The organism is Shouchella clausii, from assembly GCF_002250115.1.
GTDB lineage: Bacteria > Bacillota > Bacilli > Bacillales > Bacillaceae_D > Shouchella > Shouchella clausii.
This window is the reverse complement of record NZ_CP019985.1, coordinates 1,413,321-1,438,895: the sequence shown is the minus strand read 5'-3', so window position 1 is coordinate 1,438,895 and position 25,575 is coordinate 1,413,321. Positions and strand designations below refer to the sequence as shown.

Here is a 25,575-nt window from a genome sequence, read left to right as displayed (position 1 = left end):
TTATGTAGGAGTTGTCATTTTCTATTATGATAAAATCGCTTTGCTTTGGCACGATTCCCGCAGTCTGCCATGGAACACCAACGTCTGCTGCGATTGCGGCTTGTATCTAAAAACAGCCAACCACATGGATCGCCTTCACACTTTTTCACCCTGCTCCGTTCTTTTTCAGAAATCAGAACGTCTATAGCAGACTTAACAATCGGCGGAAGCATACAATCTAATGTGTCTTCGCCGTTTAAAAATTCCAATGAAAATGTAGTCCCACTAGGTACTATTTGCATTCTTCCGTAAGCATTGCCTAAAGCCTCATTCAAAATAGAAAGATCGTGAGCACCTGGCATTTCATTGTTCGATACAAGACTAAAAATGTGGTAAATCGATTCTCGCAGCTCAATCGCTTGTTGGAGAACTTCTTTCGCCTTAGAAGGTTGATTTTCTGCTTTTTTCAGCAACGAAAGCGCTTGCCGTTCGTTAAGAATATTAGCATGCAAACTCCAGTTCACTAATCTGTCATAACTCGTCAGCAACTCCTGCGATTTCTCACTGCTATCGTGCCAACTTACTGTATTGGCAAAATCCAAACACAAACGTCCGCCAAGCAATTCATGCTCGTATACATTTTTATTTATACCAGACATATGACTTCTCCTTGTTTCCCATAAATCCCTTTTCAATCTCATAACCATTATAAAAGCTATTGACAGTTAGAATCAACCAATCGATAATATAACCATCCAAGTAATTATAGCGGGTTATATTTAAATATTTCCCGTCTTCGAAAAAGCAAATGGTTAGAACACGAAAAGAGGTGTTGCCAATCGACTTTTTGACCTGACCATAGTCGGTTTTTCGTTGGATCACAAACATTTATGGAGGGCTAAACATGAGCGAAATAGTAAGGAACTCAATTAAAACATTAATCAAGGAAACATTTGAAGGGCCGGAAGCAAATGGAAGTTGGTTCACAGAGGCTGAACCGAATTCGGGAATTTTCGGTGTACTGGAAGGGATATCGAGCGACCAAGCTTCCCAATCCGTTTATGGAACAACATTGGCTGCACACACAGATCACATTCGCTATTATATATGGGGAACCAACGAAATCTTTAAAAAAGGAAAACAACCAGAAATGGATTGGGGCAAGAGTTGGACCATTCATTCAGTAGATGAACAGCAGTGGAGCCACATTCAAGCAGGTTTGCAAAATGAATACGTGACACTTTTGCAATTGGTGGACGATGCCGAATGGAATGAACGAAAGGCCAATGAACTGGTAGCTTCCCTCGCTCATTCCGCCTATCATCTAGGAGCAATTCGGCAAATGTTAAAAGTAGTTAATGGGTAGAACGAAGGTTTGGTATTAACAAAGTGTAGGTACTAATAGACGCAAATATCAGTTGAAATTGCTTTCCTTTCAAAGAGTTGGCTCCCATGTCTTTAAAAATGAAAAATGGAGTAGAGATCTGTCTCGATCTTTATTCCACTTTTCTTTATATAGCTTCATGGGCCCTTTTCCGTTGAAAGCCAAGGTTCCGTTTAGGCAGGCTTTCCTGTTACGCGCTTTGTTTATTTTCCCATTCGGAAATATCTTCTTCAATCGGAAGGTTTCCGCTCCGTCGTTTACGGGCTGCTTTAAAAAACAACACGGTCAAAAGGACGGTAAAGCCTACGCCGATGATAACGGATGCTTGCATTGGCAAGTTAAAGCCGATTGGCGCATTGACGATATAAGTCGCTGCCGTCACACTCATAAACCAGGCTGGAAAAATTGCAATCCAGTAATTTCGGCGGGCAATGTATAAGAACATGGCGCCAATCCAAAGGGCGATGACGGCGGTCGATTGGTTCGCCCAGTTAAAGTACTGCCACAGCATTGTGAAATCTACTGTCGTTAAGATGATGGACGTAATGAACAATGGCGCGGCAATCCAAATGCGGTTCATCACTTTCTTTTGTGGCACGTTGATATAATCTGCAATAATCATTCGTGCACTACGGAAAGCGGTGTCGCCAGATGTAATCGGCAAAATGATGACGCCGAGAATCGCTAGTGTGCCAACAATTGGGCCTAGCATCATTGTTGAAATTTCAGACACGATGCCGCCTGTGCCGATAGTGGAGATTAATTCATTAAGCGTGACAGGGCCATCAAATAAACTCATTGCCGCCGCTGCCCAAATCATCGCAATCATGCCTTCTGCAATCATCATGCCATAAAAAATGTTGCGCCCTTGGCTTTCATTTTGTGTCGTCCGCGAGATGATTGGCGATTGCGTGGCGTGGAAACCAGATAATGCCCCACAAGAAATGGTCAAAAATAGCAGTGGAAAAATCGCCGCTCCTCCAGGATGGGTATTGGTAAGCGACAATTCTGGAATCGGCGCTTGGTTCCATACAAGGGCCAAGCCAATTCCTACCGTGCTAAACAGCAGCAAGGCACCGATATAAGGATAAATGCTGCCAATGATTTTATTGATCGGCAGGATCGTCGCCAACAGAAAATAGAAAAAGATGAGGACAACAAAGACAACAACTGGCACAGAACCATTGACCAAATCATAAAGCAATTCAGCTGGCGAGGCGACAAAGACGGTACCGACGAGCAGCAAAAGCAAGATCGAGAATGCGTTGACAACGTGTTTCATCGCTTTCCCTAGAAACTTTCCCGCTAGCTCAGGCAAGTGGGCGCCGCCATTTCGAATGGAAATCATTCCTGTCAAATAGTCATGGACTGCGCCTGCAAAAATACAGCCGAGTACGATCCAAATGAAGGCAACAGGCCCGTAAAGCGCACCCATAATCGGCCCAAAAATCGGCCCTACCCCAGCAATGCTAATCAACTGAATCAATGCGTTTTTCTTTTTGCCCATCGGCAAATAGTCGACGCCATCGTGTTTTGTATAGGCAGGAGTCGTCCTTTCCGCCTTTGGCTGGAACACTTTTTCGACAAATTTTCCGTATGTGAAATAACCGATTATTAATAGTGCAAGCGCTCCCAAAAATGTATACATGCAATCGTCCTCCTTTTCGGACTCCCATGAATGCGGTTTCACAAGCTGAGTGTACTAAAAATGCGCGTGTTTGCGTAAAATCTGGCACAAGGCGTCGAAAAGAGGGCCTAACATGCAAAAAAATAGAGCCAAGATGCAGCTTGGCCCTAAAGTTCGATTTGCGAACGAAGGGGTTTCACGTAGTTGCGGCTTACTGGAATATGGTCGTCAATGCCTTTTAGCTTTAATTGGTAAGCCCCATTAAACCAGGCGTTCATTTCCGTAATACAGGCTGTGTTTACTAAATAGCTTTTGTGGACTCGAAAAAACGAATAGGGAGCCAACCGCGTTTCCAGTTCTTTTAACGTCAGCCGTGTTTCGTAGGCGCCTGTAGCTGTGATAACTTTGGTGCTTTTCTCATCGCGATATGCGTATGCGATCGACTCTGGTTCCAAAAAGTGAATTGCATCGTCCCCTTCGACGGCTAGTTTTGCAGGTGGCTTTGTTCGTTCCCGTTCTGCTGTGAGCGCCAGCATATCTTCCACTTGGGCAATTGTTTCGGCAAGCCGTGTTTCATCAATGGGCTTGATTAAATAGCCTTTTGCCTGTAGCTGAAAGGCTTCTACGGCAAACTGCGGGTAGGCTGTGGCAAATACAATAAATGGCGGCTGCTTCATTTGTTTGGCGATTGCTGCTATTTCCGTACCATCCATTTCCGGCATTTCAATATCTAAAAACAACAGGTCTGGTTGCAATTCCATCATTTTTGCTGCCGTTTCATGCCCAGACGCCGCTTCGCCTACCACTTCAATTTGTGGAAAAAAACCAAGCAAATACAGCAACTCCTCACGGCTATACTTTTCATCGTCAGCGACCAGCGTCCGAATCGGTTTGTTCTTCGTGTTCATGGTGCTCCCTGTCCTTTCTAGCCAATTTTGGAATTTGGAAACGGACGAGTGTTCCGCGACCAGGCTGGGCTGAGAATGCCAATGATGCTTCAGGTCCATACATCATTTGCAATCGTTTATTGCTGTTGTAGAGGCCAATGCCTGTACCGCTGTCTGTGACAAGAAGTTCATTTCCTCGTTTTTTCAGTTTGTCAGGATCAAACCCTGCCCCGTTATCTTGAACGGAAAGAACGACATCTTCCCCTTGCTCTTGCACAGTAATGATCAGCACACAATCAGAGCGTTTATTTTTAAAACCATGCTTCATCGCGTTCTCAACGAGCGGCTGCAACGTTAGCGGCGGAATCGATACATGCAAAAACCGATGATCGATCTTGTACTGGACAGTTAGCCGGCCTTCAAAGCGGACTTCTTCAATGGATAGATAAGCCTTTATATGGTTGAGCTCTTCTGCAAGAGAATGAAGCTTGGTCGTCGTCGCCGAGACATTTTGCCGTAAAAATTGCGCTAACGAATGGAGCATCGTCCTTGCTTTCATTGGCTCGATCCGAATCAAGGAAATGACTGTATTTAACGTATTAAATAAAAAATGGGGGCTGATTTGCGCTTGCAGTGCATTGATTTCTGCTTCTTTGGCAAGTTGATATGCCCGGTCGGCTTCAGCCAACTCTAACTGGCTGCTAAGCAAATTGGTTAAACCAGAAAGCATTTCCGTCTCTAATTCCGTAATTTCTTTTTTTGAATGAAAATAAAATTTAAGTGTGCCTACCACTTCAGCCCGGATAATTAAAGGGGCGATGACGGCTGCGCCAAGTGGGCAATTCGGCTCTTTGCAGTGGATTTCATCGTCGCCAGCAATAATCATTTGCTTCTTTGCGATCACTTCAGCCGTTAACTTCGTTTGAATTTTCATATTCGTTTTATGGTGGTCAGCTGCAATGCCAATATGGGCAAGAATCATATCCTTATTTGTCATTGCAATCGCACATGCGTTCAGTTCTTTATATAAAATGTGGCATACTTCCTTAGCAGATTGGCTTGATAGCCCATGCTTAAAATGGGCCAGTGTTTGTTCCGCAATGCGCAAGCTTTTTTGCGCCTGCAAAGCGCCTGCTTTTTGTTCTTCTTTCGTAACGCTTTGGATAATGAGCAAAAAGAGCGTACAGCCAATCCCATTGGCCACAATCATTGGCAACCCGATCGTTTGCACAAGGGAAATCGCAGCAGCCGTCGGATTTGCAAGCAAAGCAATTAAACCCATTTGCACGGTTTCCGCCAATGCACCGAGAAGAAAGATAGACAGCGGCCGGTTAACCGCATTCGGATTTTTCGATCGGTAAAAAGCAGCAAATAAGCCGGCGATAATCGTAGCGATCCCACATGAGAAGGCCGTGAAGCCGCCAAGCAACATCCGATGGACGCCTGCAATTAACCCGGCGCTAAGACCGACTTTATAGCCGCCAAACAGTCCGGCTAACACAACGCCAATCACCCTGAAGTTCGCAATCGCGGCATCTTCTTGAATGCCAAATGTGATCCGCTGCAGCACAAGGGATTCTGCTTGAAAAGTGACGCCAGAGTAAGTGCCAATAATGCCGAATGCGCCAAAAAACAAAATCGCCGTCCATGTCTGCTTACGCGTTAACCGAGTCGATTTAACCATGACACGGAAAAAGCGCATCCTCGTCGCAATAAATGCAAGCATGACAATGAGGCCAAGGCGCTCTAGCATTAAAAGCAATAGTTCAAACATAACGTTCCCTCATTTCAACATGAGCTTTTCCTATCTTAACGTAGCCAAAAACGAAGCGCAAAACAGGGGCAGAGCCTGTTCCAATCGAGCTGCATCTAGCACACGAAATCGTGCGTACACAGCTGGCAGGCTTCGCCCCGCCGACAAGCAAGCGGTGCTACGTTTGGCTCGCTTTCCGAAGCCCTACTAAGCCATAATTTGTAAATTGGTAGACCAATACGGCCATTTCTGCTGGGCTTTCTTTTTTGCCACCGACTAACCAGCTTTCAATCGCGTCAATCGCCCCGCTCACAATCATTAACGGGATATAAGGAGAGAGCTTTCCTCGCAATTTGTACTGGTCGATCCACTTTTCTAATATGTGTTTTTTTGCGAGCTCCATAATTCGCTTTTTAAATGTGGCATCGCCGTGCCCACTTAACAGCACTTGGCATATATCGCTTCGGTCGGCGATATACTCCATAATCTTTTCTGTCATATGCAAAGCTTCTTCTTCTTTGCCACAATGATACTCGTTCAAATGATGGTCCATATCGAGCATCACTTCTTCACTGATCGTCGTAAGCAAGTCATAAGGGTCGGCATAGTGGCTGTAAAATGTCGATCGGTTAATATCAGCAAGCTCGCATAGCTCTTTGACTGTCACAGAGGAAATTGGTTTTTCTTTCAGCAAATCAACCAAGCTTTCTTTTAAAACCATTTTTGTATATTTCTTTCTTCGATCAATCTTCTCAGACATCTTCTTCCCACCTTTTTTACGTTAGCCAACAAACAAGGGAAATATGTTGGATTCACAACAGATTATAACCGACTGTTTGTTGTTTGCCCAACACTGTGTCGTTATAATATGAAATGCATTGAAACGATTGTCAACAAAGAGGTGATACGCGCTTGTTCGTCGATACCATCATAAAGCATAAAAAAGGCATTATCCTTTTATTTGCCATCACTGCCCTTTTCGCAGCGGTAGCCCAATTTTTTGTGTCGACCAACTACAATATGGTCGATTACTTGCCAGATGATGCTCCTTCCACTGAAGGCCTGGCGTTAATGGAAGAAGAGTTTCGCTCAGCAATGCCGAATGCAAACGTGCTCATTCATGATGTCTCCATTCAAGAAGCGATTCGTTATAAAGAGCAACTAGCAAGCATTGATGGCGTGAGCGACGTATCGTGGCTCGATGATGTGTTTGATATTCGGATTCCTCTCGAAATGGCTGACTCTGGCTTAATTGAAACGTATTACAAAGACCATGACGCCCTTTTTTCGGTAACGATTGACAGTGGCGCCGAAGTAGCGGCGACAGATGACATTTACTCATTAATCGGCGAGGAAAACGCCGTTACTGGGGAAGCGGTCAACACGGCTACTTCCCAAAAAATGACTGGCTCTGAGACGCTCTATGCTGCAGCGTTGCTCGTTCCGATTATTATCATTATTTTGGTCCTATCGACCAAATCATGGGTCGAGCCATTATTTTTCCTAACAGCGATCGGCGTTTCCGTCCTCATCAATTTAGGAACGAACATTTTTTTAGGGGAAGTTTCGTTTGTGACGCAAGCGGTTGCGCCGATTTTGCAGCTTGCTGTTTCACTGGATTATGCGATCTTCCTTTTACATACCTTTTCAGACGAGCTTGACCAACAGCCATCGCCGAAAGAAGCGATGGCAAAAGCGATGCGAAAATCGTTTCCGGTTATCTTTGTCAGTGCATTAACGACGTTTTTTGGATTCATGTCGCTAATGCTAATGGACTTTGGGATTGGCGTCGATTTAGGGTTTAACCTCGTAAAAGGAATTGTGTTCAGCTTTATATCAGTCGTCGTGTTTTTGCCTGCGTTGACGCTGACTTGTTACAAATGGATCGAAAAAACGACACATCGAAGCTTCGTGCCTAGCTTCAAAGGCAGCGGAGCCAAGCTGCTTAAGCTGCGGATCCCCGCTCTCGTCCTTGTTCTGTTGCTGCTCGTTCCAAGTTTTTTGGCGCAAAGCAGCACCACGTTTCTTTATGGGCTTGGGGACTTGCCTGAACAGACACGCGCTGGCGCCGATGCGAAACGAGTCGAAGAAACGTTCGGGCAATCAACGCCGATTGTCTTGCTCGTCCCTAACGACGACATCGCCAAAGAAGAAAAGCTTGTCCAAGAGTTGGAACAGATTCCCTATGTCGAGTCAGTGCTTGCCTATGCCAACATGGTCGGGGCAGCGATCCCTTCTGATTTTCTCGATGATGAATTGACGAGCGATTTCCATTCGGAAAACTACAGCCGCATTACCGTCTATACATCTGCCGGCGTTGAGGGGGATATCCCATTTGCGCTCGTGGAACAGATACGTGAAATTGCGCAAAACTATTACGGCGATGCGTTTTATACATTAGGGGAAAGCGCGACGCTGTACGATATGAAACAAACAATCAGCAAAGACAACCAGCTCGTTAACGTCGTGACGATCATTACGATTGCCGTTGTTCTTATGTTTATGTTCCGGTCGATTTCGATACCGATAATATTGTTGCTTACCATTCAGGCGGCTGTCTGGCTCAACCTGTCTGTGCCTTATTTTACAAACGAGCCACTCGTGTTTGTCGGCTATTTAATCGTCAGTACCGTCCAGCTGGCGGCAACAATCGATTATGCGATTTTGCTGATGGAAACGTATAAACATCACCGCCAGACGATGCCGTCCTTTGCGGCAATGAAGCGGGCGCTTGATGAAAAATTGTTTCCAATTGCTGTTTCTGCAGCGATTTTATCAAGTGTTGGGTTCATTTTATGGTTTACGTCAAGCAACCCAACAGTCTCATCGATTGGGTTATTGCTCGGCAGGGGGGCTGCCCTCGCCTTCCTATTGGTCATTTTATTCCTTCCGGCTTTCCTTTTGATCGCCGACCGCTTGATCGAGAAAACAACGCATCGGGCCAACTTTTACAAGGAGGAGGACTCATTATGACGTTAAGAAAAACGGCAACTGCATGTACGATCGCTGTACTCTGCATCCCTTCGATTTCTTTTCAAGCAGAGGCAAACGGACACGGGGAAGTGGCTGCCAAAGACGAAGTCGTTTACGCCAACTTGCTTGCTAACGGCTCCTTAAAAGACATTTATGTAGTAAATGGCTTTAATGTCGCTACGGAAGGAGACATCAGCGATTATGGCGCTTACGAACAAGTCATTAACTTAACGGACTTGTCTCCAATTGAGCAATTCGAGGATGGCTGGCAAGTAACTGCTCCTGCAGGCATGTTTTATTACCAAGGCAATTTGCCAGCCGAAACGGAGCTGCCTTGGACATTTGACATTTCTTACTCATTGGACGGCCAATCCATTAACGGGCAAGAGTTGATCGGCGAAAGCGGATTGGTTGAAATCGCCATTGAGGTCAAACAGAACGAAAAAGCCGACACGACCTTTTTTGAAAATTATTTGCTGCAACTGTCCGTGCCCCTGCAAAGCGATGTGTTTCACAACATAGAAGCGCCAGACGCCACCATTGCCAATGTAGGCAAAGACAAACAAGCGGCTTTTACAATCATGCCTGAAGAAAGCGCCTCCTTCCGCCTCTCTGCTGATGTGGAGCAATTTGAGTTTAATGGCATCGAAATATCGGCATTGCCCGCTTCCATGGCAGTCGAAGCCCCTGACACAGGGGAACTGGAAGAGGAAATGGGCACGTTGACTGGCGCGATTAGCGAGCTGGCAACGGGGATGGGCGAAATCAAGAAAGGGATGGATGAACTTGCAGATGGCCTCAGCCAATTGGAGGACGGTTCAAGCGATTACCAAGCGGGCAGCGAAGAACTAGCCCCTTCTGGCGACGAGCTTGTCCAAGCTTCGAGCGAGATTGAAGCTGGTTTAAATGAACTGAGCAGCTCCTTAAGCGAAGCAAGCGCGCCAGAAGCAGATTTTGCGTTAGATGACTCGTTATTCGCCGCCTTTGACGAACTGTCAGCGGGCATGAGCGAAGCTGCGGCCAGTTTAGAAGAACTAAGCACCCATTACGGCGAAGCCTATGGGGCGTTAAAAGCAGCGGTGGAATCCATCCCTGAGAGCGATTTAACAGAGGAAGACATCCAAACGCTGTACGAAAGCAACCCTAACTCAGACACACTCGCCCAATTAGTTGCTTACTATCAAGCGGGGCAGGAAATAAAAGGCACCTATGCAGCTGTAAAAGAAGGCCTTGACGCCGTCCAGCCTGTTTTAGAAGAAAGCAAAGCGGGCTTAGAGGACATCGCTGCTGGAATCGATGAACTCGCCGGCTCGCTCCAGGAAGCGTTGGGGACGATTGGCATCGGCGAAGGCTTTGCCCAATTAAGTGCAGGCATCGACGAAGTAGCCAGCCAATATAGCCAGTTTCACGAAGGGTTGGTCGACTATACCGGCGGCGTTTCCCAATTAAAGGACTCGTATGCCCACATTCACGAGGGGATTGGCGAAACGGCAGAAGGGTCGACTGAGTTGTCATCTGGCATGGAAGAAATCGATCATGGCGCCGAAGAGCTGGCGGAAGCAACAGCAGACGTGCCAGAACAAATGCAAGCCGAAATCGACGACATGCTTTCCCAGTATGACAAATCCGATTTCGAACCGGTTTCCTTCGTCTCGCCAGAAAACAACGACGTCATTGAAAACGTCCAATTCGTCTTTCAAACAGAGCGCCTAACATTGCCTGAGGAAACGCAAACGGAAGAAGACAACACCGAAGAAAACGTGAGCTTATGGCAACGCTTTTTGCAGCTGTTTGGCTTAGGGGACTAACCAACATGAACACCCTGCCAGCGCTATAGAGCGGCAGGGTGTTTTTCTCCCTTTTAAGCGAAATGACAGGCAACGAAATGCCCTTGCTCTGCTTCCCTAAAAGCGGGCACTTCCTTCTTACAACGTTCTTTTGCAACAGGACACCTCGTATGGAACTTGCAACCAGTTGGCGGTGATGCTGGATTTGGGATGTCGCCTTTTAAAAGAATTCTCTCTTTTTTGTGTGTAGGGTCAGGGACAGGCAAAGCTGATAACAATGCTTTTGTGTATGGATGCAATGGGTTCTCGTATAACCGGTCTCTGTCGGCCAGCTCCATCATTGATCCTAAGTAGAGCACGCCAATACGCGCACATAAATGTTCCACAACGCTTAAATCATGGGAGATGAATAGAAAGGCCAACTTTTTCTTTTCTTGAAGCTCTTTAAACAAATTAATGATTTGTGCTTGAATCGATACGTCTAATGCTGAAACCGGTTCATCGGCTACAATAAAATCAGGCTCCATAATGACTGCACGGGCGATGCCAATCCGCTGGCGTTGCCCGCCACTAAATTCATGTGGGAATTTATTCACATGGTAAGACGGCAGCCCACAAAGCTCCATCGTTTCCAATACTTTTTGCCTGACTGTTTTTTTCGTCGCGAGGCCGTGATCCAATAACGGTTCTGCTAAAGCATCGCCAATTCGTAAGCGGGGATTTAACGAACTGAATGGATCTTGAAACACAAACTGAATACGGGGCCTTACCTTTCTCATTTCTTGTTTGCTTAAACGGTGGAGATTTTTTCCTCTATAAACGACTTCCCCTGCTGATAACGGCTGCAAATTAAGAATCGATTTCCCAATCGTGCTCTTGCCGCTCCCTGATTCACCGACTAAACCAAACGTTTCCCCTTCATGGATGGCGAAACTAACATCATCGACAGCCTTTACAAGCTCTGATTGGCGATTTAAAAAAGAAGCTTTTGTCTCATAGTACTTCTTTAATCGATTCACTTCCATGACGACTGGTTTGTTTGTCATTGCGCCACCTTCTCGTATAACCAGCAAGCTACCCGATGGTCTTCCTCATCGCCATCATTAATGAGGGAGGGTGCTTGCTCGAGGCATATGTCCATGCAATGTCCGCAACGATCAGCAAAGTAGCAAGACGGTTTCAAATCAATTAAAGGCGGAACTTGCCCTGGGATGGTATAAAGTTTCTTTTTCCTTTGCCCGATGACAGGCTTCGCTTGGAGCAACCCTTTCGTATAAGGGTGCTTCGGGTTAAAGAAAATCTCGTGCACCGATCCTTGTTCGATGATTTTACCTGCATACATCACAACGACATAGTCAGCAACTTCCGCGACAACCCCTAAATCGTGAGTAATTAACAACATCGACATCCCTTGACTGTCTTTCAGTTGTTTTAACAATTCAAGAATTTGCGCTTGGATCGTAACATCGAGTGCCGTCGTTGGTTCATCGGCAATCAGCATTTTTGGCTCACAAGCGAGGGCAATCGCAATCATGATTCGTTGCAGCATGCCGCCGCTCATTTGATGTGGATACGATTTCAACACTTGTTCTTCTCGCCCAATCCCGACTCGCTTGATGAGTTCAAGCGCTTTCGTCCTCGCTTGTTTCTTTGAGATCGGTTTATGTTCTAACAAGACTTCTGTCATTTGTTCACCAATCGTCAAGACAGGATTTAACGAAGTCATCGGTTCTTGGAAAATCATGGCCAGTTCGTTGCCACGCAACCGCCTCATCTCGCCCTTAGACAGCTTTGTTAATTCATTTCCAGCTAACTCCATCCTTCCTGTTACAGAAGCTTGCCCTTGGAGCAATCCCATAATCGACATCGCTGTCACACTCTTCCCACAGCCTGATTCACCTACAAGGCAAACCGTTTCACCTTGCTTTACTGAAAAACTTATATCATCAACGGCTTTTACTGAACCTTCATCTGTTTGAAAATACGTGCGCAAATTGTTTACTTGCAGTATTGGCTTACCCATATCGCTCACCTGCTTTTCATATTAGGATCAATCGCATCACGAAGCCCGTCGCCTAGGAGGTTTACAGCTATGACTGTGATGAAAATAGCTAACCCAGGAGGAACCCAAAGCCAAGGCCTGTTTGTAAAATCGATTAGCGTATTCGCTGTGTTAATCATGTTCCCCCATGAAGCCGTAGGTGGAACAACACCTAAACCGAAGAAACTAAGCACAGATTCACTTAAGATCGCTCCGCCTACGCTTAACGTCGCCGTTACGATTAATAAAGGGACGACATTCGGCAGCAAGTGGTTAAACACTTTTCTTCTGTCTCTTAAACCTAGCGCCTCTGTCGCTTGCATAAATTCCCGTTCCCTTAAGCTAAGTACTTGGCTTCGCACGAGGCGTGCCAAGCCTGGCCAATTTACGAGGCTTAACATGACCATGACGATATAGAGCCGTTGTTCCGCTGGCACCCGCCACTCAGACATAACAGCCGCCATAATAAACAACAACGGCAAGCCAGGCAATGTCATTAATACATCGGCTAGTCTCATAATGACTTGATCGACAATCCCCCTGTAATAACCAGCCAAAATCCCGAGAATGCCGCCAATCGTCACTGCCAATGCCATGGCGCCAAGTCCGACTGTCAGCGAAATGCGCCCAGCCAACATCAAACGAGTCAGCACATCGCGGCCTAAATGATCCGTTCCTAACCAATGAGAAAAACTAGGAGCTTGATGAATCGCCTGCGTATTCGTGCCAACCGTGGTATAAGGAGAAAAAAACGGGCCGACAAAGCTAAATAAAAAAACAATGATGAGGACAATTAAGCCAAACAACGCCATTCTCTTTTTGATAAAACGCCTGCCCACTTCTTTCCAGAGCGACGACCTCTTGCTGCTGCCTTTAAGAAAATGAGTCGTTGAGCGAATATTTGGTTGCTGTTCCATGCTGTCCTCCTTCCTACTTAACACGGACGCGGGGATCGGCGACGCCATAAAGCAAATCGGCGACTAAATTGCTAATCACCGTCAGGACAGCGATGAACATCGTGAATCCCATTAAGAGCGGATAATCCCTAACGGAAAAAGCTTGCATGTAAATCGCCCCTATCCCTGGCCAGTTAAAAATTTGTTCTATAATAATGGCGCCGCTAAAAAGCGCAGGCAACTCAAACGCAAACAATGTGATTGCAGGAAGCAGTGCATTTCTTAATGCATGTTTGTAAACAACGACTTTTTCTTTTAATCCTTTCGCACGGGCTGTACGAATGAAATCCTGTTTAATCACCTCTAGCATATTGGTGCGAAAGTACCGCGTTAACCCGCCAATCCCAAGCATCGTGAGCACAAGAACCGGCAGTATCATATGTTCTAATACGTCTTTCATATAAGCAAATCCACTGTACTCAACGCCGGACGTTGTCATTCCACCGGCAGGAAACCAGCCGAAATCCACTGCGAAAATTTTAATCACAATCAAGCCGAGAAAAAAGGACGGCGTGGCCATCGCCGCAAAAACAAGAACAGTAACAGCCGCGTCATAGAAAGAGTACTGCTTGGTCGCGGAAACGACGCCAACAATTAGAGCGATCCCCCATGTAAGAATGAGCGACGCCCCGGCGACAATAAACGAGCTCCATATGTAATTGCCAAGCACCTCACTGACAGGACGCTGGAATTGAAGCGAATAACCTAGATCCCCTTTCAACAGGTTTCCAATCCACACAAAATAGCGAATGATCGTCGGTTGGTCAAACCCATACAGCGCGTATAACTCTGCTTTTCGTTCAGCAGTCAAATTCGGATCGGAGTCAATGAAATTGCCAGGGATCATGGAGTACAAAAAGAAGATCAAGATCGATGCCCCAATTAACGTTGGGATTAAGTACAATAGCCGTTTGATAAAATAATTCCCCAATGCCACCCCTCCTTGTCAGAAACGTTAAAAAGAGGGGGATAGACACCCCTCTTTTTAAGGTGTGTCCACCACCCGCAAGTTTTCTAAACTTAAGCTAATGCCTCGAAACCCATTCGGTTCAAATCCTTCTACTCGTGCATTGGTTGCTGCAAGCGATTTGTTGTAATTGAGAAGAATGATCGGCGGATCTTCTTTTAACTTTTCATAAAGCTCATGGTAGGCCTCCGCCCTCGCGTCAAGATCACTTACAGCTACGGAAGCTTCTATCAAACGATCGATTTCCTCATTTTGATACCCTCTAAATGTATTGCCAGTATGGCTTGAATGAAATGCTTGCACGCCGATATGCGGATCTGGCTGCATCGTTGTCGAGAAAGACACGAGATCATGATCGCCGTTGTCGACACGTGCCAGCAACGCATTAAAATCCATTTGTTCAATTTGGAAATCGACGCCAATGTCTTTATAGTTTTCTTGCGCAAGCGTTACGAAAATATCATTGCTGCCGCTGCCATCCGTTGTAAAGAAATAGACGGTTAACTTCTGCCCATCTTTCTCTCTTATGCCGTCAGGCCCTTCCTTCCATCCCGCCTCGTCTAGAAGCCGCTTCGCTTCTTCAGGGTCATATGGAAACGCCTCTACTTCATCTGTATAGGCCCACGATATAGGCGATACCGGGACATTGGCTAGCTGTGCGTATCCTTGAAACCGAGCGTCAATGTACGCTTGCCGATCTAGCCCCAAATTAAAAGCAATCCGAACATTCGGATCTTTAAACACCTCGGACTCATGGTTAAAGGCGATATAACTGTAATTCGACGAAGTATACAGATCAATATTGGCAAACGCCATTGACTCCAACAGTTCAAAATTATCTTTCGTAGCGACAAAACCGCTGTAATCCAATTCCCCGGTTTGGAAAAATTGTTGCGAATCCCCTTCAGTCGTTCGGTACACAAATGTATCGACCTCTGGCTTACCATTATAATAATGCTCATTGGCCGAGAACCGAATCTCTTCTCCAGGATGGTACGCCTCAAATTTAAAAGGACCTGCCCCAAGTGGCTTTAAATGATAGTCACTCATATAATCCAAATCGCCTTTTTCGTATTTCTCTCCATAATAGTTTTCACTAAGCACGGTGCCGCCAAGCATAGTCAACGCTCGCGCATTTGGCTGTTCTAGCTGAAACTCAATCGTTTGATCGTCAATTACATGAATGCCCGCAATGCTGTCAGCATCGCCTTCCTTATAATCAAGGCCGCCAACCAAGTTCGTTTCTGTCAAATCCGTCGTTCCTGGGTAATCAGGGTCAAACAAAAGCGTTACCGTAAAAGCAACATCATTGGCAGTAAGAGGCGAGCCGTCATCAAATTTCAGATCATCCCGTAAATAATATGTATACGTTAATTCATCTTCCGAGATGTCCCAATCCTCTGCAAGCCGCCCGAATGGCTCCCCCTTTTCATTTATGTCAACAAGGGGCGGAAACATGACCGCTTGCACATTTCCATCATAGCCACTTGTATTAAAATGCGGCGTAAAGATGCCTCCAGGCTCCTGTAAACCAACAACAACCGTATTCCCTCGATTGCTTGCTAATGCAGGTGAGGAGGATGGATCAGTCGCTTTTACCTTTACATCTTCTACAACCGTTGGTTCCTCTTCGTTTTCGCCGTTCTCCTCTAAAGAACGGGTTGAATCATCCGCGCCCATCTCCGTATTGCAAGCGCCTAACAATGCCACTGTAAGAAAACCAGGGTAGAGCCATTTTTGTCTTAAAACCAATCTAACTCCTCCTTCACAACTCCATTCATTTTTTGCAACATAAACTAAGTCTTATTAAAACATATAATTCCGATAAGTCAACCCAATTTTATAAGGATATCACCTTCTTGTTATCCTTACTAATAAAAAGAAAATTCAATTAAATTGCCATACGCCCTTCTTCTCACCTGTAAACACGAACGATCATCTTGTAAAATGGAGATAGGAATCCCCCTTAAAACCATGTTTATGCCGATGGAGAAGAGGATAGGACCATTTCCTTTAGAGTTGGGGTGATGAACATTGAAGGAGGACGCTTGCTAAAACGCCTAAGCGGCCAAAGGAGAAGATCTGTTTAAGCCATTCTACATGAACAAAAACAGCGGCATTATTCCAAACGGTTCTCTAATATGGTACGGTAAAATCGTTAGCCACTATGGAACGTTTATTGAAATGAGGAGATCAACATGATTGCGCTCTATATCATTATTGGATTGATTTGTTTAATTGGTTTAATTGTATCGTTATTCGCTATGAAATCGACCGATTCTTCATACAGCAGCGAAAAAAGCTTAAAGACCTTTACGTGGCTCTATTTTTTAATAGTGCCGATTTCTGTTATCGTCGTTGTTATTATTGCTTTTGTTATTTAGACGATAAATGAAACCGCACTCACGCCAACCTCTCCCTCTATACCCCTACCGTGCTTTACATACAGACAAACCGCCTTTAAGAGTAAATCCTTTCTTAAAGGCGGCACGTTTACACTTATTCTAACATCATCATAATGACAACAATGACCAGCAAGATTAAATACACTTTGGAATAGACGGCATCGGGGATTTTTTGCGCCCACGACCGCCCCAGTGGTACGCCAATAAACCCACCGAGTGTAAATCCGCACAAAGCCGGAATAAAGATAAAGCCAAGCGTGGAGCCAGGCATCCCCTCTATTTGCAAACCTGTGACTAAAAAAGTGAATGCCCCCACGATCGCAATCGGCAAGCCAAGCGGCGTCGCAAGGGCGACCGCATTCAACATCCGCATCCCTTGCTTTCTTAAATAAGGAATCGTCATCACGCTGCCGCCAACACCTAACATCGTTGATATCAATCCGATGCCAACACCTACCGGTCCCCTTGATTTCCGGCTCGGCATCCGAAAATCTTGGTCCTCCACATGGGCCGTAAATGTTTTTTTTAATAGATTGCTCACAATGACGTACAACAATAAACCGATAAAGGCAAACCTTAAAATATCGCTATTGATATAGACCGCACTAACTCCTCCTATTAATGAGCCGATGGCAATATAGAAAACCATCCCTTTAAAAACCTTATTAACCACTGCCTAATGAATCGATAAACTCTTGGAACAAGAGGGTTCGCTTGGTCCATTTCGTCAGCTACTAAAAGGGGCGATTACCCAAGAAGCCCCCACTTCAAGCAGCCTGTAAGGGTGGTAAGTGGTGGGTAGTTCACCGAATTTAGATAGAATATCCAATACATCATGTCTCCCTGAGGGGTCTAGCCCAGCCGTCGCTTCATCTAAAATTAATAATTTTGGATTGTGGGATAATGCAACCGCCATCGATAACTTCATCGACATCCCTCTTGAAAATTTTCCGATTTTCTGATTTTTCGGCAATGAAAACATCGTTATGTACTCGTTAAATAATCGCTGATCCCATTCCTTATAAATATGCTTCAAAACTTTGCTTAACTTACAAATCGTTAACGAAGTAGGCAACTTCATCGTGTCAAACACTACACCTACGTCTTTTTTTAAGGCAAGATGATCACCATCAATTTCTTGTCCATCCATCAATATAGAACCGCTGTTTCGATGTAGATTGCCGATGATCGACCCCATCGTTGTCGATTTTCCAGCTCCATTGTCGCCGATAAACCCAACAATCGAGCCATACGGTATCGAAAAAGACACGTCTTGCAGCTGAAATGTAGAATCAGGGTAAGACTTGTTTAAGTTCTCCACTTTCAAGAGCACTGACATCGTGATTCTCCTTTTGTATAGATTCCTATTATCAGAGGTGTAAATCATCTCATTTCAAGATTTTATTTTTAATTCATAAATCACAGACTTTTAAGCGTACTGCTAAAGTTTGTCATGCGTTTTCATTTGTTGTGAGTTTCTTTTGACGAACGTGACCATAGTTGGGAAATAATACTTGCTAGTAAAGCAATTAGAAATCCTGCTGTCATAATATTGAACTCCAGCATTTTGTATGGGGCAAATGTTTCTTCAAAAAATCGGATCGGTGGAAATCCGACCACTAGTTCATACAATCTGTTACGATTGGGTTCCCAGCCAATAATATCAACCACAATAAAGACAACTTGAAAAGCAATAAAGACAATGATCGATCTGAAAATATGCATAAAATCCCCTTATTCAAACATATTAGAATAATTTTCCCTTTATTGTAATCGCTTTTATGTAATGCGTCAATTGTATTTCAATTCAATCTTCAATTTGTTCTTAAAGAATAGGTTTGTATCTTCTTACACTACGGTTCATCAAAAAAACAGGCTGCTTCCTGCAACCTGTTTTACATTTATTGTTTGGGTTCTCCCCACTGTCTTACCGGTTTATAGCCGGAGTGATGAAGAAACTGATGGACTGTATCGTCACTTAAACCGTTGATGGTTATGCCTTTCTCCAATGCTGTGATATGCATGCGCGCTGTGTATTCAAGCGTTTGCAACGCCGTGCGTGCTTCTTTCAGATTCACATCGCAGACGATAATGCCGTGGTTCTCTAGCAGAAAGACATTTGCCTCCTTTGCTCTCTCTTTAACGGCTTGGGCTAGCTCTTTACTGCCTGGCTGATAGTAAGGAATACGCACCATTCTCTCCAAGTAATACATCGACTCGACAAAGTAGTTCGATGGCAAATGAAGGTCGCTGTTGGCGATCAATGTGCTATAAAACGGGGATGAGTGGAGCACCGCCCCGATTTCTGGCCGCTGTTCGTAAATGCCTTCATGCATTACATATTCCTTTGAAGGCTTTTTGCCAGCAAGATGCTCTCCTCCTTGGCAATAAGCAAAATCCTCTACCTCTAATTCGCCTAAATAGGTCCCAGTAGCGGAAATTAAATAGCCATCTTCACATTTTGCACTAATATTCCCTGCTGTTCCCCAAGCGAGGTTTTTTTCCATCATAAACAAGCCTGTCTTTTGCAAGTCTTGCAAAATCGAATCATTTTGCATATTTTAACGCTCCTTTTTCACTTTGATTATTTCATCCACTCTACAACGGTCATAGTGAGAGACGGAATAAACGTAACAATCAATAGACAGATCAATATAGTGATATAAAAGGGGATGAGGCTAATCGTTAACCGATCCATCCTTAAGTTGGCGATTTTTGATACAACAAAAAGATTGAGCCCAAGTGGCGGCGTGACCATGCCGATGGCAAGTGTGACAATCATGACGATGCCGAAGTGAACAGGGTCAATCCCTAATTCCGATGCCACTGGCACAAGAATCGGCGCCAAAATAATAATCGATGCATTTGTTTCCATAAACATGCCTACGAGGAGGAGCAATAGAACAACGATACCGAGAAATACCCATGGATTTTCGGAAATTGACGTAATGACGCTTGCCACTTGCTGCGGTACATTCTCAATCGTTAAAATCCAACTAAACAAGCCTGCTGTCGCCAAAATAAGCATAATGGTTGCCGTCGTTATCGATGCTTGTGACAAAATCATTTTGATTTTCGTAAACGTGATCGCCCTATAGACAAACACCCCTACAATAAAGGCGTAGGCAACAGCTACACCGGCAGCCTCCGTTGCCGTAAACACACCTGTATAAATACCGCCTAAAATGATTACAGGCATAATCAGTGCCGGAATCGCTTTTACAAACGCTGTGCCAATTTCTTTTCCACTTTTCTTGTCTCCTTTTGCATAGTTCCGTTTTTTGGCAATTATATAAACAGTTAAAATTAGACCAATGCCAATAAGGATGCCAGGGACCATTCCAGCAATAAACAAATCACCAATCGATGCCCCGACTGCTGTGCCATACAAAATCAATGGGATGCTCGGCGGCATAATTATGCCAAGTGTCCCTGATACAGCTTGCACGCCTCCTGAAAATTCTTTTTCGTACCCTCTGCTAATCATCGCAGGCACTAAAATTGCCCCTAAAGCGGCAGTCGCAGCGACACTTGAGCCTGATATGGCGGCAAAAAACATTGTTGTCACAACCGTAACAACGGCTAGTCCTCCTGTTAAATGGCCAGTAAGGGCATTGGCGAGGTTAATAAGCCGTTGCGAAATGCCGCCGTATTCCATGATGACGCCAGCCAAAATAAATAATGGAATCGCCAGCAACGGAAACGAATCGAGTGACACAAACGCTCGTTGTGCAAGCGTTAATAAAGGAACATCGCCTGCTACAATCATGGCCATACTCGTCGATAAACCGAGCGCAATCGCTACTGGCACGCCGATAAAGAAGAGGACGAGTAACGATACAAGTAAAACGATGATCATTTGTTCTCACCAACTATTCTGTCTACACTGTCTTCAACCTTATTTGGTTTCAAAAGCAAGGCGACAATGTTTAATAACATTAATAGGGCACCAAGGGGAATTGCTGCATAGGCCCAGGCCATTGAATATTGCAACGTCGGGGTGGACTGGTCAACAACTATGAGCGTTAACTGGGCTCCGTAGTAAGCTAAAACAAGGCAAAATACAGCGCATATTGATAAAATAATCGTTTGCAATCTCGCTTTGTTTTTATGGGGAATGACATCTAACAAAAAATCGATGGCAATATGCTGATTATGGCGCATCGCTAGCCCGGACCCTAGAAATACAATGTAAATCATTAAATAACGAGCAATTTCCTCTGTCCACGCAAGGGGCACATTAATCACAAACCGTGTCGTCACTTGTAAAACAACAAGCACTGCTAAAATCGCCAACATCACAGATACAATCGACTTAACCCCATTATTAATACCATCAATGATTCGAATGTACGTATTCATAGCGTTACTCCCTCATACCTTGGATCGTGTCGTAAAGTTCTCTCCCGTATTTATCAGCTAATCTCTCATTGACACGTTGAACAGACTCACGAAACGGCTCTTGATCGACTTCGATTTGCTCGACACCTTCATCGAGCATCATTTGCAAAGCGCTCTCTTCTTCCGCGGAAACGATTTCATTTTGGTACATACGCGCTTCTTCAGCTGCTTCCATGACCGCTTGCTGTTCGTCCTCTGTTAACTCTTGGTACGTTTTGTCACTCATTAATAATTGCACATAACCAAAAACGTGGTCCGTCATTACAAGATAGTCTTGGACTTCATGAATTCTCGCACTTGCGGTGAACTCAATTGGATTTTCTTGCGCGTCAATCACGCCTGTCTGCAAAGAAGAATACACTTCACCAAAGTTCATCGGTGTCGGGCTTGCCCCCATTGCCTGCCAGCCTTCTACAGACGCCTCAATGTTTGGTACACGAATTTTTACGCCGCGAAGGTCTTCAGGTGACTCCACAAGCTTATTGGTTGTTAGCTACCGTGCTCCACGGAGCCAAAACTCCAGCCCTCTTACCCCTGTTGCTTCTAACGTCTCTTCTTGCAATCGCTTACCATCTTCTCCATAGACAAATTCCTCTAAATGATTCAAATCTTCGAATAGATAAGGGAGCTCTAAGATCGAATAGGGTTCATAAAAGTTAGACATTACGCCAGCTACTAAAGCAAAATCAACAGAGCCAATTTGCATGCCTTCAACCAAGTCGCGGTCGGCGCCAAGAGTAGAGCTTGGATAAACCTCTACCTTGACAGAGCCGCCTGTTTTTTCATGCACCAATTCGGCAAATTTGAGTGAGCCTTTGTGCCACGCATTCGACTCACTTTGAATATGGCCAAGACGTAGCTTTTTCGGCTCGCCTTCATTTGCATGCCCAACGTTGCAGCCAGTTAAAACAAGGGCAATAGCTGCAACAGGCCATAACCACTGTTTTCTTGTCATCCTTTAGCCCTCCTGTTCAAATGAAACAATCACTTTTACAGAGTTGTCTTGCTTTTTATCGACCATTTCAAACCCTTTGCCAGCCTGTTCATAAGACAATTGATGAGAAATCACTTTTTCGACTGGAAGCGCGCCTTTGGCGATGATATCCAACGCTTCTTCCGTATCGGGACGATTATACGTCATGCAGCCAACAATTTCTTTTTCATTTTGCTGTAGTTGTTCCACATCAAAATCTTGTTGGCCATGAAACATCGCGACCGTTACAGCACGTCCCCCTTTTTTTAGTAAGTTCAATGAATCATTAATGATGCCTGGCACGCCAGCGGTAATTAGCACTTTATCGAATGACCGGCCGACTTGACTTTTTGCTTCCTCAATCCAATCCGGCTTGCCCTTTATATTAATCGCGGCCGTTGCCCCCATTTCTTTGGCAACATCAAGGGAGTAGTCTAACACATCGGTCACAACTATGTGTGAAGCACCTTTCGCTTTTACCGCAATAAGCGTCAACAAGCCAATCGGCCCAGCACCTAAAATCGCGACACGGTCCCCTGGTTGGATATCCCCTTTACGTGCAGCATGGACGCCAACCGCTAACGGCTCAACTAACACCCCTTTTTCATAACTGACCGTATCGGGCAGCTTAATCACTTGCGCCTCAGGAGAGACGAAGTATTCAGCCATTGTCCCAAGCCAATCGCCCATGCCAGGAGCCAAACGCTTATCGGACAAGTTCGCCTGGCCTGTCATCACGCCTTCGCTCTCTCCCGTGCCAATTTGCGGTTCAACCGTTACCCGGTCTCCAACTTGAACACGTTTTACCGCTTGGCCAACGCTCACAACTTCGCCAGCCACTTCATGACCAATGACGACAGGCGGTTTTCGAAACGGGTGCAATCCTTTATACGTATGAATGTCCGATCCACAAATACCGGCCACGGCCACTTTAATGAGCACGTCATTGTCCTTCACGACCGGTATGTCGATTTCTTTGATGTTAATTTTTTCTGCATCGTCTACAAAAACAGCTTTCATCGTCGTTTCTCTCCTTATTGCACCAACCAATCATTGAAAATACATCATCTTTGATTCGTACAAGTGCTTTTTCATCAAATCAGAGCAGTTGTCATTTTTGGTTTTCAATGCATTTAAAATGTCGACATGCTCCGTATAAAATTTTTTGACCCGATCAGGGTCTTTCCGTAAATGCCGAAGCGTAATTCTCCGCAAATGATCCTGATAATTTAATAAAATTTTCGTGATCTCACTGTTTCCAGCAAACTCGCTTATCGCTAAATGAAACTCATGATCCAAAGTGGCAAATGCCTTCACATCTTTATTAGCCGCAGCCTCTTTCGTGGCTTCGACATTCTCTTCTAACTCGTTAATTTGGTCATCTGTTATGCGCTTATAAATTTCCTGGCAATTAAACGTCTCTAACGCAATCCGCAAATTGTAAATATCATTGATCCGTTCGATCGATATATCGACAACGATGATGCCTTGCTTAGAAGAAACGGTCACAAACCCTTCCGATTCAAGCCGCACCAATGCATTTTTAATCGGCGTTTTGCTCATGCCGAGCTCATCGATTAACGTTCGCTCCGATAAAAACTGGCCAGGTTCGTAATGCTCTTCTAAAATTTTTTCTTTAATTTTTTCATAAGCAACATCTTTCAATAACATGTCCACGTTCATTCCTTTAGTTTATTTAGAGCCAGATCGATAAACGTTTTCAAAAAAATGCTCACCGCCAAGCTGACCGCTTTTTAAGGCGATTTCCAGTCCATCAAATTTCTCGCTCTCAGAATATGCTAAACATAAAGGAGCCCCTGGCGCAACAGAATCCAATACTTCCAACCCATAAATGTCGAGATTCGATGTAACAAAACCAGAAGTGTCACCACCGGAAATAATCACCCGTCGGACATCGACACGATCTAAAATCGATTTCGTCCACGCACCGAGCTTTTCACCGATAAAAATGCCAATCTCTTCTTTCGCTACACCACTTTCGCTCAGATGCTTCCTCGTTTCCACAATAGCCGGGTCATCAGCCCCTTTAGCGGTATAAATAACCACCTTTTGCTTCGCAGCAATCATCGCTGCAACGTCCGCTAAAAACGCTTCTGCCTTTGCGGCATCTGTAAACAGCTCCACAGGAATTTGAATAGCGTGAAACCCTGCAGCTTCAGCAGCAAGCAACTGGCTTTTCGTTACATCTGACACGCTGCCAGAAACAGCAAAAATCCGCTCCGCTTGACTTGGTTTCTTCACTCTGTCTGTCCGTTCAATCGGCCTTTCTCGCTTCATCGCCTCGCCAAGCGCATACTCCACACCTGAAGACCCAACAACAAACTGAGCTCGTTCGCCCCTTTTTTCCCATAGCACTTCAGAAACCTTTTCCATATGGCCACGATTGAGGGCATCATAAACGATAAGACCCGCTTCCAACTCATCTTTCACAATCTCCGACGCTGACTTTGCCTCTAAATCAAGAATGGTAACGTTTGCAATTTTTTGCTTCGTTTGCTTCTGCAAATGCTTCGCTAAATCCGCTTCATCCATTGGCGTAACAGGATGCCTAGCCATGACCGGATGTGTATCCAATCGAAAAACTTGATTGTTAAAAGCGGCAAAATGATGCCCAAACACCGTATACCTACCTAAGTTCGGCGCCGCCACTAGCAAAGGATAGCTGCCTTTCTCAAAATAGCGTCTCGCCAAATCACTCGCAAACCCAATACTCCCCGTTTCAGGCGACGAATCAAACGTCGAGCACACTTTATAATGGACAAAGTAAGGATTGATATCACGCAAGAAAGAAAAAACAGGCTCTAACTCCTCCTTCATCCCCGCTTTCCCCTTCGCTCGCGCCGTTCCCGCCACACCAATACAATCCACATCATCAAAGCGCTTAAGCATACCTTGATCCGGTATCCTTAAAAAAAGAATCGTCTTCAACCCATACTGATCAAGCGCTTCCATTGCATCCGTCGAACCCGTGAAATCATCTCCATAAAAGCCTAACAACAACCGATTCATTCTTTTTTCACCACCATAAATCTAACTTAGATCTAAGTTGAATCTATTTGGAGCTTAACAACAGTTCACAGATTTGTCAATATGGAAGTTGGGGGGAGGGAGGGGGGAAAGACCACTTGTGTTACTTCTTGGCAATCATTTGGCATTACAAAAAGAAAAAGACAGTACAAAAAGTGGTCCTGTTTGTTTGGCGATATTATATAATTACACGAGAGCAAGGGAAGCAGTTAATGGATCGTGTTGGCGCCTTCAAATTCCTAGCAAACATAGACGAGATTGGTTCTTAGTAACGAGGGGATTGAGACAACTAAATGAAATACCTACGATATGTTATCTATTTTGTTGTGGCGAGTGTGACTTTGTATCTTCTTTCAAAGTATGTGGAAAAAAGTTTGATAGGAGCGATTATTTC

23 protein-coding genes and 1 pseudogene are annotated in these 25,575 nt (G+C 44.8%); 4 read left to right on the top strand and 20 right to left on the bottom strand.

Annotated elements, in window-relative coordinates; all coding sequences use genetic code 11:
* Positions 1–14 precede the first annotated feature (14 nt).
* Positions 15–638, bottom strand: a complete 624-nt coding sequence (locus tag BC8716_RS06930) for a CGNR zinc finger domain-containing protein (protein ID WP_094424455.1) — start codon at positions 636–638, stop codon at positions 15–17.
* Positions 639–883: 245 nt separating this feature from the next.
* Here BC8716_RS06930 and BC8716_RS06925 point away from each other — a divergent pair, with 245 nt between their 5' ends.
* Complete coding sequence (locus tag BC8716_RS06925; RefSeq protein WP_094424454.1) at positions 884–1,345, top strand: hypothetical protein; 462 nt, start codon at positions 884–886, stop codon at positions 1,343–1,345.
* A gap of 208 nt (positions 1,346–1,553) precedes the next feature.
* Here BC8716_RS06925 and BC8716_RS06920 read toward each other — a convergent pair whose 3' ends face one another.
* The 4 genes from BC8716_RS06920 to BC8716_RS06905 form a co-directional block, all read right to left on the bottom strand.
* Entirely contained in the window at positions 1,554–3,011 is a 1,458-nt protein-coding gene (locus BC8716_RS06920) for a carbon starvation CstA family protein (protein ID WP_094424453.1), read from the bottom strand.
* 146 nt (positions 3,012–3,157) lie between these two features.
* Entirely contained in the window at positions 3,158–3,898 is a 741-nt protein-coding gene (locus BC8716_RS06915) for a LytR/AlgR family response regulator transcription factor (RefSeq protein ID WP_094424452.1), read from the bottom strand.
* The gene (locus BC8716_RS06910) at positions 3,858–5,651 is read right to left on the bottom strand and encodes a sensor histidine kinase (protein ID WP_094424451.1); all 1,794 of its coding nucleotides are present in this window, start codon (positions 5,649–5,651) and stop codon (positions 3,858–3,860) included. Before BC8716_RS06910 ends, BC8716_RS06915 begins: the two co-directional genes overlap by 41 nt.
* A gap of 157 nt (positions 5,652–5,808) precedes the next feature.
* Complete coding sequence (locus tag BC8716_RS06905; RefSeq protein ID WP_094424450.1) at positions 5,809–6,390, bottom strand: TetR/AcrR family transcriptional regulator; 582 nt, start codon at positions 6,388–6,390, stop codon at positions 5,809–5,811.
* A 152-nt stretch (positions 6,391–6,542) separates the two neighbouring features.
* Between BC8716_RS06905 and BC8716_RS06900 the strand changes: the two genes are divergently transcribed.
* Both BC8716_RS06900 and BC8716_RS06895 read left to right on the top strand, forming a co-directional pair.
* Positions 6,543–8,603 carry an efflux RND transporter permease subunit gene (locus BC8716_RS06900; RefSeq protein ID WP_094424449.1) on the top strand — a complete coding sequence of 687 codons (2,061 nt, stop codon included), beginning with the start codon at positions 6,543–6,545 and terminating at the stop codon, positions 8,601–8,603.
* Positions 8,600–10,411 (top strand): hypothetical protein, encoded by a 1,812-nt coding sequence (locus BC8716_RS06895; RefSeq protein WP_094424448.1) that lies wholly within the window; start codon positions 8,600–8,602, stop codon positions 10,409–10,411. Before BC8716_RS06900 ends, BC8716_RS06895 begins: the two co-directional genes overlap by 4 nt.
* A gap of 53 nt (positions 10,412–10,464) precedes the next feature.
* Here the strand turns inward: BC8716_RS06895 and BC8716_RS06890 are convergent, their stop codons facing one another.
* The 5 genes from BC8716_RS06890 to BC8716_RS06870 are packed head-to-tail and all read right to left on the bottom strand — an operon-like array spanning position 10,465 to position 16,034.
* Positions 10,465–11,436: an ABC transporter ATP-binding protein gene (locus BC8716_RS06890; protein WP_094424447.1), complete on the bottom strand. Its 972-nt coding sequence runs from the start codon at positions 11,434–11,436 to the stop codon at positions 10,465–10,467.
* Positions 11,433–12,413 carry an ABC transporter ATP-binding protein gene (locus BC8716_RS06885; RefSeq protein ID WP_094424446.1) on the bottom strand — a complete coding sequence of 327 codons (981 nt, stop codon included), beginning with the start codon at positions 12,411–12,413 and terminating at the stop codon, positions 11,433–11,435. Before BC8716_RS06885 ends, BC8716_RS06890 begins: the two co-directional genes overlap by 4 nt.
* 5 nt (positions 12,414–12,418) lie before the next feature.
* Positions 12,419–13,348: an oligopeptide ABC transporter permease gene (gene opp4C, locus BC8716_RS06880; RefSeq protein WP_094424445.1), complete on the bottom strand. Its 930-nt coding sequence runs from the start codon at positions 13,346–13,348 to the stop codon at positions 12,419–12,421.
* 13 nt (positions 13,349–13,361) lie between these two features.
* Positions 13,362–14,318, bottom strand: coding sequence for an ABC transporter permease (locus BC8716_RS06875; protein WP_094424444.1), 957 nt, complete (start codon positions 14,316–14,318; stop codon positions 13,362–13,364).
* Between the two features lie 54 nt (positions 14,319–14,372).
* Positions 14,373–16,034, bottom strand: coding sequence for an ABC transporter substrate-binding protein (locus BC8716_RS06870; protein WP_094429190.1), 1,662 nt, complete (start codon positions 16,032–16,034; stop codon positions 14,373–14,375).
* A gap of 518 nt (positions 16,035–16,552) precedes the next feature.
* On the opposite strand from BC8716_RS06870, the gene BC8716_RS06865 reads away from it, so the two are divergent.
* On the top strand, positions 16,553–16,738 hold the full coding sequence (locus BC8716_RS06865; protein WP_035205729.1) for a hypothetical protein: 186 nt from the start codon (positions 16,553–16,555) through the stop codon (positions 16,736–16,738).
* Between the two features lie 115 nt (positions 16,739–16,853).
* Here the strand turns inward: BC8716_RS06865 and BC8716_RS06860 are convergent, their stop codons facing one another.
* The 10 genes and pseudogenes from BC8716_RS06860 to BC8716_RS06815 form a co-directional block, all read right to left on the bottom strand.
* A complete protein-coding gene (locus tag BC8716_RS06860) occupies positions 16,854–17,432 on the bottom strand; it encodes a sulfite exporter TauE/SafE family protein (protein ID WP_257251978.1) in 579 nt (192 codons plus the stop codon).
* A 54-nt stretch (positions 17,433–17,486) separates the two neighbouring features.
* Complete coding sequence (locus tag BC8716_RS06855; RefSeq protein ID WP_257251979.1) at positions 17,487–18,098, bottom strand: ATP-binding cassette domain-containing protein; 612 nt, start codon at positions 18,096–18,098, stop codon at positions 17,487–17,489.
* A gap of 122 nt (positions 18,099–18,220) precedes the next feature.
* Positions 18,221–18,484, bottom strand: coding sequence for a YfzA family protein (locus tag BC8716_RS06850; RefSeq protein WP_094424442.1), 264 nt, complete (start codon positions 18,482–18,484; stop codon positions 18,221–18,223).
* A 176-nt stretch (positions 18,485–18,660) separates the two neighbouring features.
* On the bottom strand, positions 18,661–19,317 hold the full coding sequence (locus tag BC8716_RS06845; protein WP_094424441.1) for a class II aldolase/adducin family protein: 657 nt from the start codon (positions 19,315–19,317) through the stop codon (positions 18,661–18,663).
* Between the two features lie 26 nt (positions 19,318–19,343).
* The gene (locus BC8716_RS06840) at positions 19,344–20,618 is read right to left on the bottom strand and encodes a TRAP transporter large permease (protein ID WP_094424440.1); all 1,275 of its coding nucleotides are present in this window, start codon (positions 20,616–20,618) and stop codon (positions 19,344–19,346) included.
* A complete protein-coding gene (locus BC8716_RS06835) occupies positions 20,615–21,121 on the bottom strand; it encodes a TRAP transporter small permease (protein WP_094424439.1) in 507 nt (168 codons plus the stop codon). Before BC8716_RS06835 ends, BC8716_RS06840 begins: the two co-directional genes overlap by 4 nt.
* Before the next feature lie 4 nt (positions 21,122–21,125).
* Positions 21,126–22,115: pseudogene (locus BC8716_RS06830) on the bottom strand (TRAP transporter substrate-binding protein).
* A gap of 3 nt (positions 22,116–22,118) precedes the next feature.
* Positions 22,119–23,153 carry a zinc-dependent alcohol dehydrogenase gene (locus BC8716_RS06825; protein WP_094424438.1) on the bottom strand — a complete coding sequence of 345 codons (1,035 nt, stop codon included), beginning with the start codon at positions 23,151–23,153 and terminating at the stop codon, positions 22,119–22,121.
* 30 nt (positions 23,154–23,183) lie between these two features.
* The gene (locus tag BC8716_RS06820; protein ID WP_094424437.1) at positions 23,184–23,804 is read right to left on the bottom strand and encodes a GntR family transcriptional regulator; all 621 of its coding nucleotides are present in this window, start codon (positions 23,802–23,804) and stop codon (positions 23,184–23,186) included.
* A gap of 21 nt (positions 23,805–23,825) precedes the next feature.
* Positions 23,826–25,163, bottom strand: a complete 1,338-nt coding sequence (locus tag BC8716_RS06815; RefSeq protein ID WP_094424436.1) for a four-carbon acid sugar kinase family protein — start codon at positions 25,161–25,163, stop codon at positions 23,826–23,828.
* Positions 25,164–25,575 lie beyond the last annotated feature (412 nt).

What these genes read in the sequence shown, in the direction of transcription:
- BC8716_RS06825 (WP_094424438.1), bottom strand. Translation starts at nt 23,153, where the DNA reads ATGAAAGCTGTTTTTGTAGACGATGCAGAAAAAATTAACATCAAAGAA.
- opp4C (WP_094424445.1), bottom strand. Translation starts at nt 13,348, where the DNA reads ATGGAACAGCAACCAAATATTCGCTCAACGACTCATTTTCTTAAAGGC.
- BC8716_RS06855 (WP_257251979.1), bottom strand. Translation starts at nt 18,098, where the DNA reads ATGTCAGTGCTCTTGAAAGTGGAGAACTTAAACAAGTCTTACCCTGAT.
- BC8716_RS06920 (WP_094424453.1), bottom strand. Translation starts at nt 3,011, where the DNA reads ATGTATACATTTTTGGGAGCGCTTGCACTATTAATAATCGGTTATTTC.
- BC8716_RS06915 (WP_094424452.1), bottom strand. Translation starts at nt 3,898, where the DNA reads ATGAACACGAAGAACAAACCGATTCGGACGCTGGTCGCTGACGATGAA.
- BC8716_RS06925 (WP_094424454.1), top strand. Translation starts at nt 884, where the DNA reads ATGAGCGAAATAGTAAGGAACTCAATTAAAACATTAATCAAGGAAACA.
- BC8716_RS06930 (WP_094424455.1), bottom strand. Translation starts at nt 638, where the DNA reads ATGTCTGGTATAAATAAAAATGTATACGAGCATGAATTGCTTGGCGGA.
- BC8716_RS06870 (WP_094429190.1), bottom strand. Translation starts at nt 16,034, where the DNA reads ATGGGCGCGGATGATTCAACCCGTTCTTTAGAGGAGAACGGCGAAAAC.
- BC8716_RS06815 (WP_094424436.1), bottom strand. Translation starts at nt 25,163, where the DNA reads ATGAATCGGTTGTTGTTAGGCTTTTATGGAGATGATTTCACGGGTTCG.
- BC8716_RS06820 (WP_094424437.1), bottom strand. Translation starts at nt 23,804, where the DNA reads ATGTTATTGAAAGATGTTGCTTATGAAAAAATTAAAGAAAAAATTTTA.
- BC8716_RS06890 (WP_094424447.1), bottom strand. Translation starts at nt 11,436, where the DNA reads ATGACAAACAAACCAGTCGTCATGGAAGTGAATCGATTAAAGAAGTAC.
- BC8716_RS06835 (WP_094424439.1), bottom strand. Translation starts at nt 21,121, where the DNA reads ATGAATACGTACATTCGAATCATTGATGGTATTAATAATGGGGTTAAG.
- BC8716_RS06910 (WP_094424451.1), bottom strand. Translation starts at nt 5,651, where the DNA reads ATGTTTGAACTATTGCTTTTAATGCTAGAGCGCCTTGGCCTCATTGTC.
- BC8716_RS06850 (WP_094424442.1), bottom strand. Translation starts at nt 18,484, where the DNA reads ATGCATATTTTCAGATCGATCATTGTCTTTATTGCTTTTCAAGTTGTC.
- BC8716_RS06865 (WP_035205729.1), top strand. Translation starts at nt 16,553, where the DNA reads ATGATTGCGCTCTATATCATTATTGGATTGATTTGTTTAATTGGTTTA.
- BC8716_RS06885 (WP_094424446.1), bottom strand. Translation starts at nt 12,413, where the DNA reads ATGGGTAAGCCAATACTGCAAGTAAACAATTTGCGCACGTATTTTCAA.
- BC8716_RS06845 (WP_094424441.1), bottom strand. Translation starts at nt 19,317, where the DNA reads ATGCAAAATGATTCGATTTTGCAAGACTTGCAAAAGACAGGCTTGTTT.
- BC8716_RS06895 (WP_094424448.1), top strand. Translation starts at nt 8,600, where the DNA reads ATGACGTTAAGAAAAACGGCAACTGCATGTACGATCGCTGTACTCTGC.
- BC8716_RS06840 (WP_094424440.1), bottom strand. Translation starts at nt 20,618, where the DNA reads ATGATCATCGTTTTACTTGTATCGTTACTCGTCCTCTTCTTTATCGGC.
- BC8716_RS06905 (WP_094424450.1), bottom strand. Translation starts at nt 6,390, where the DNA reads ATGTCTGAGAAGATTGATCGAAGAAAGAAATATACAAAAATGGTTTTA.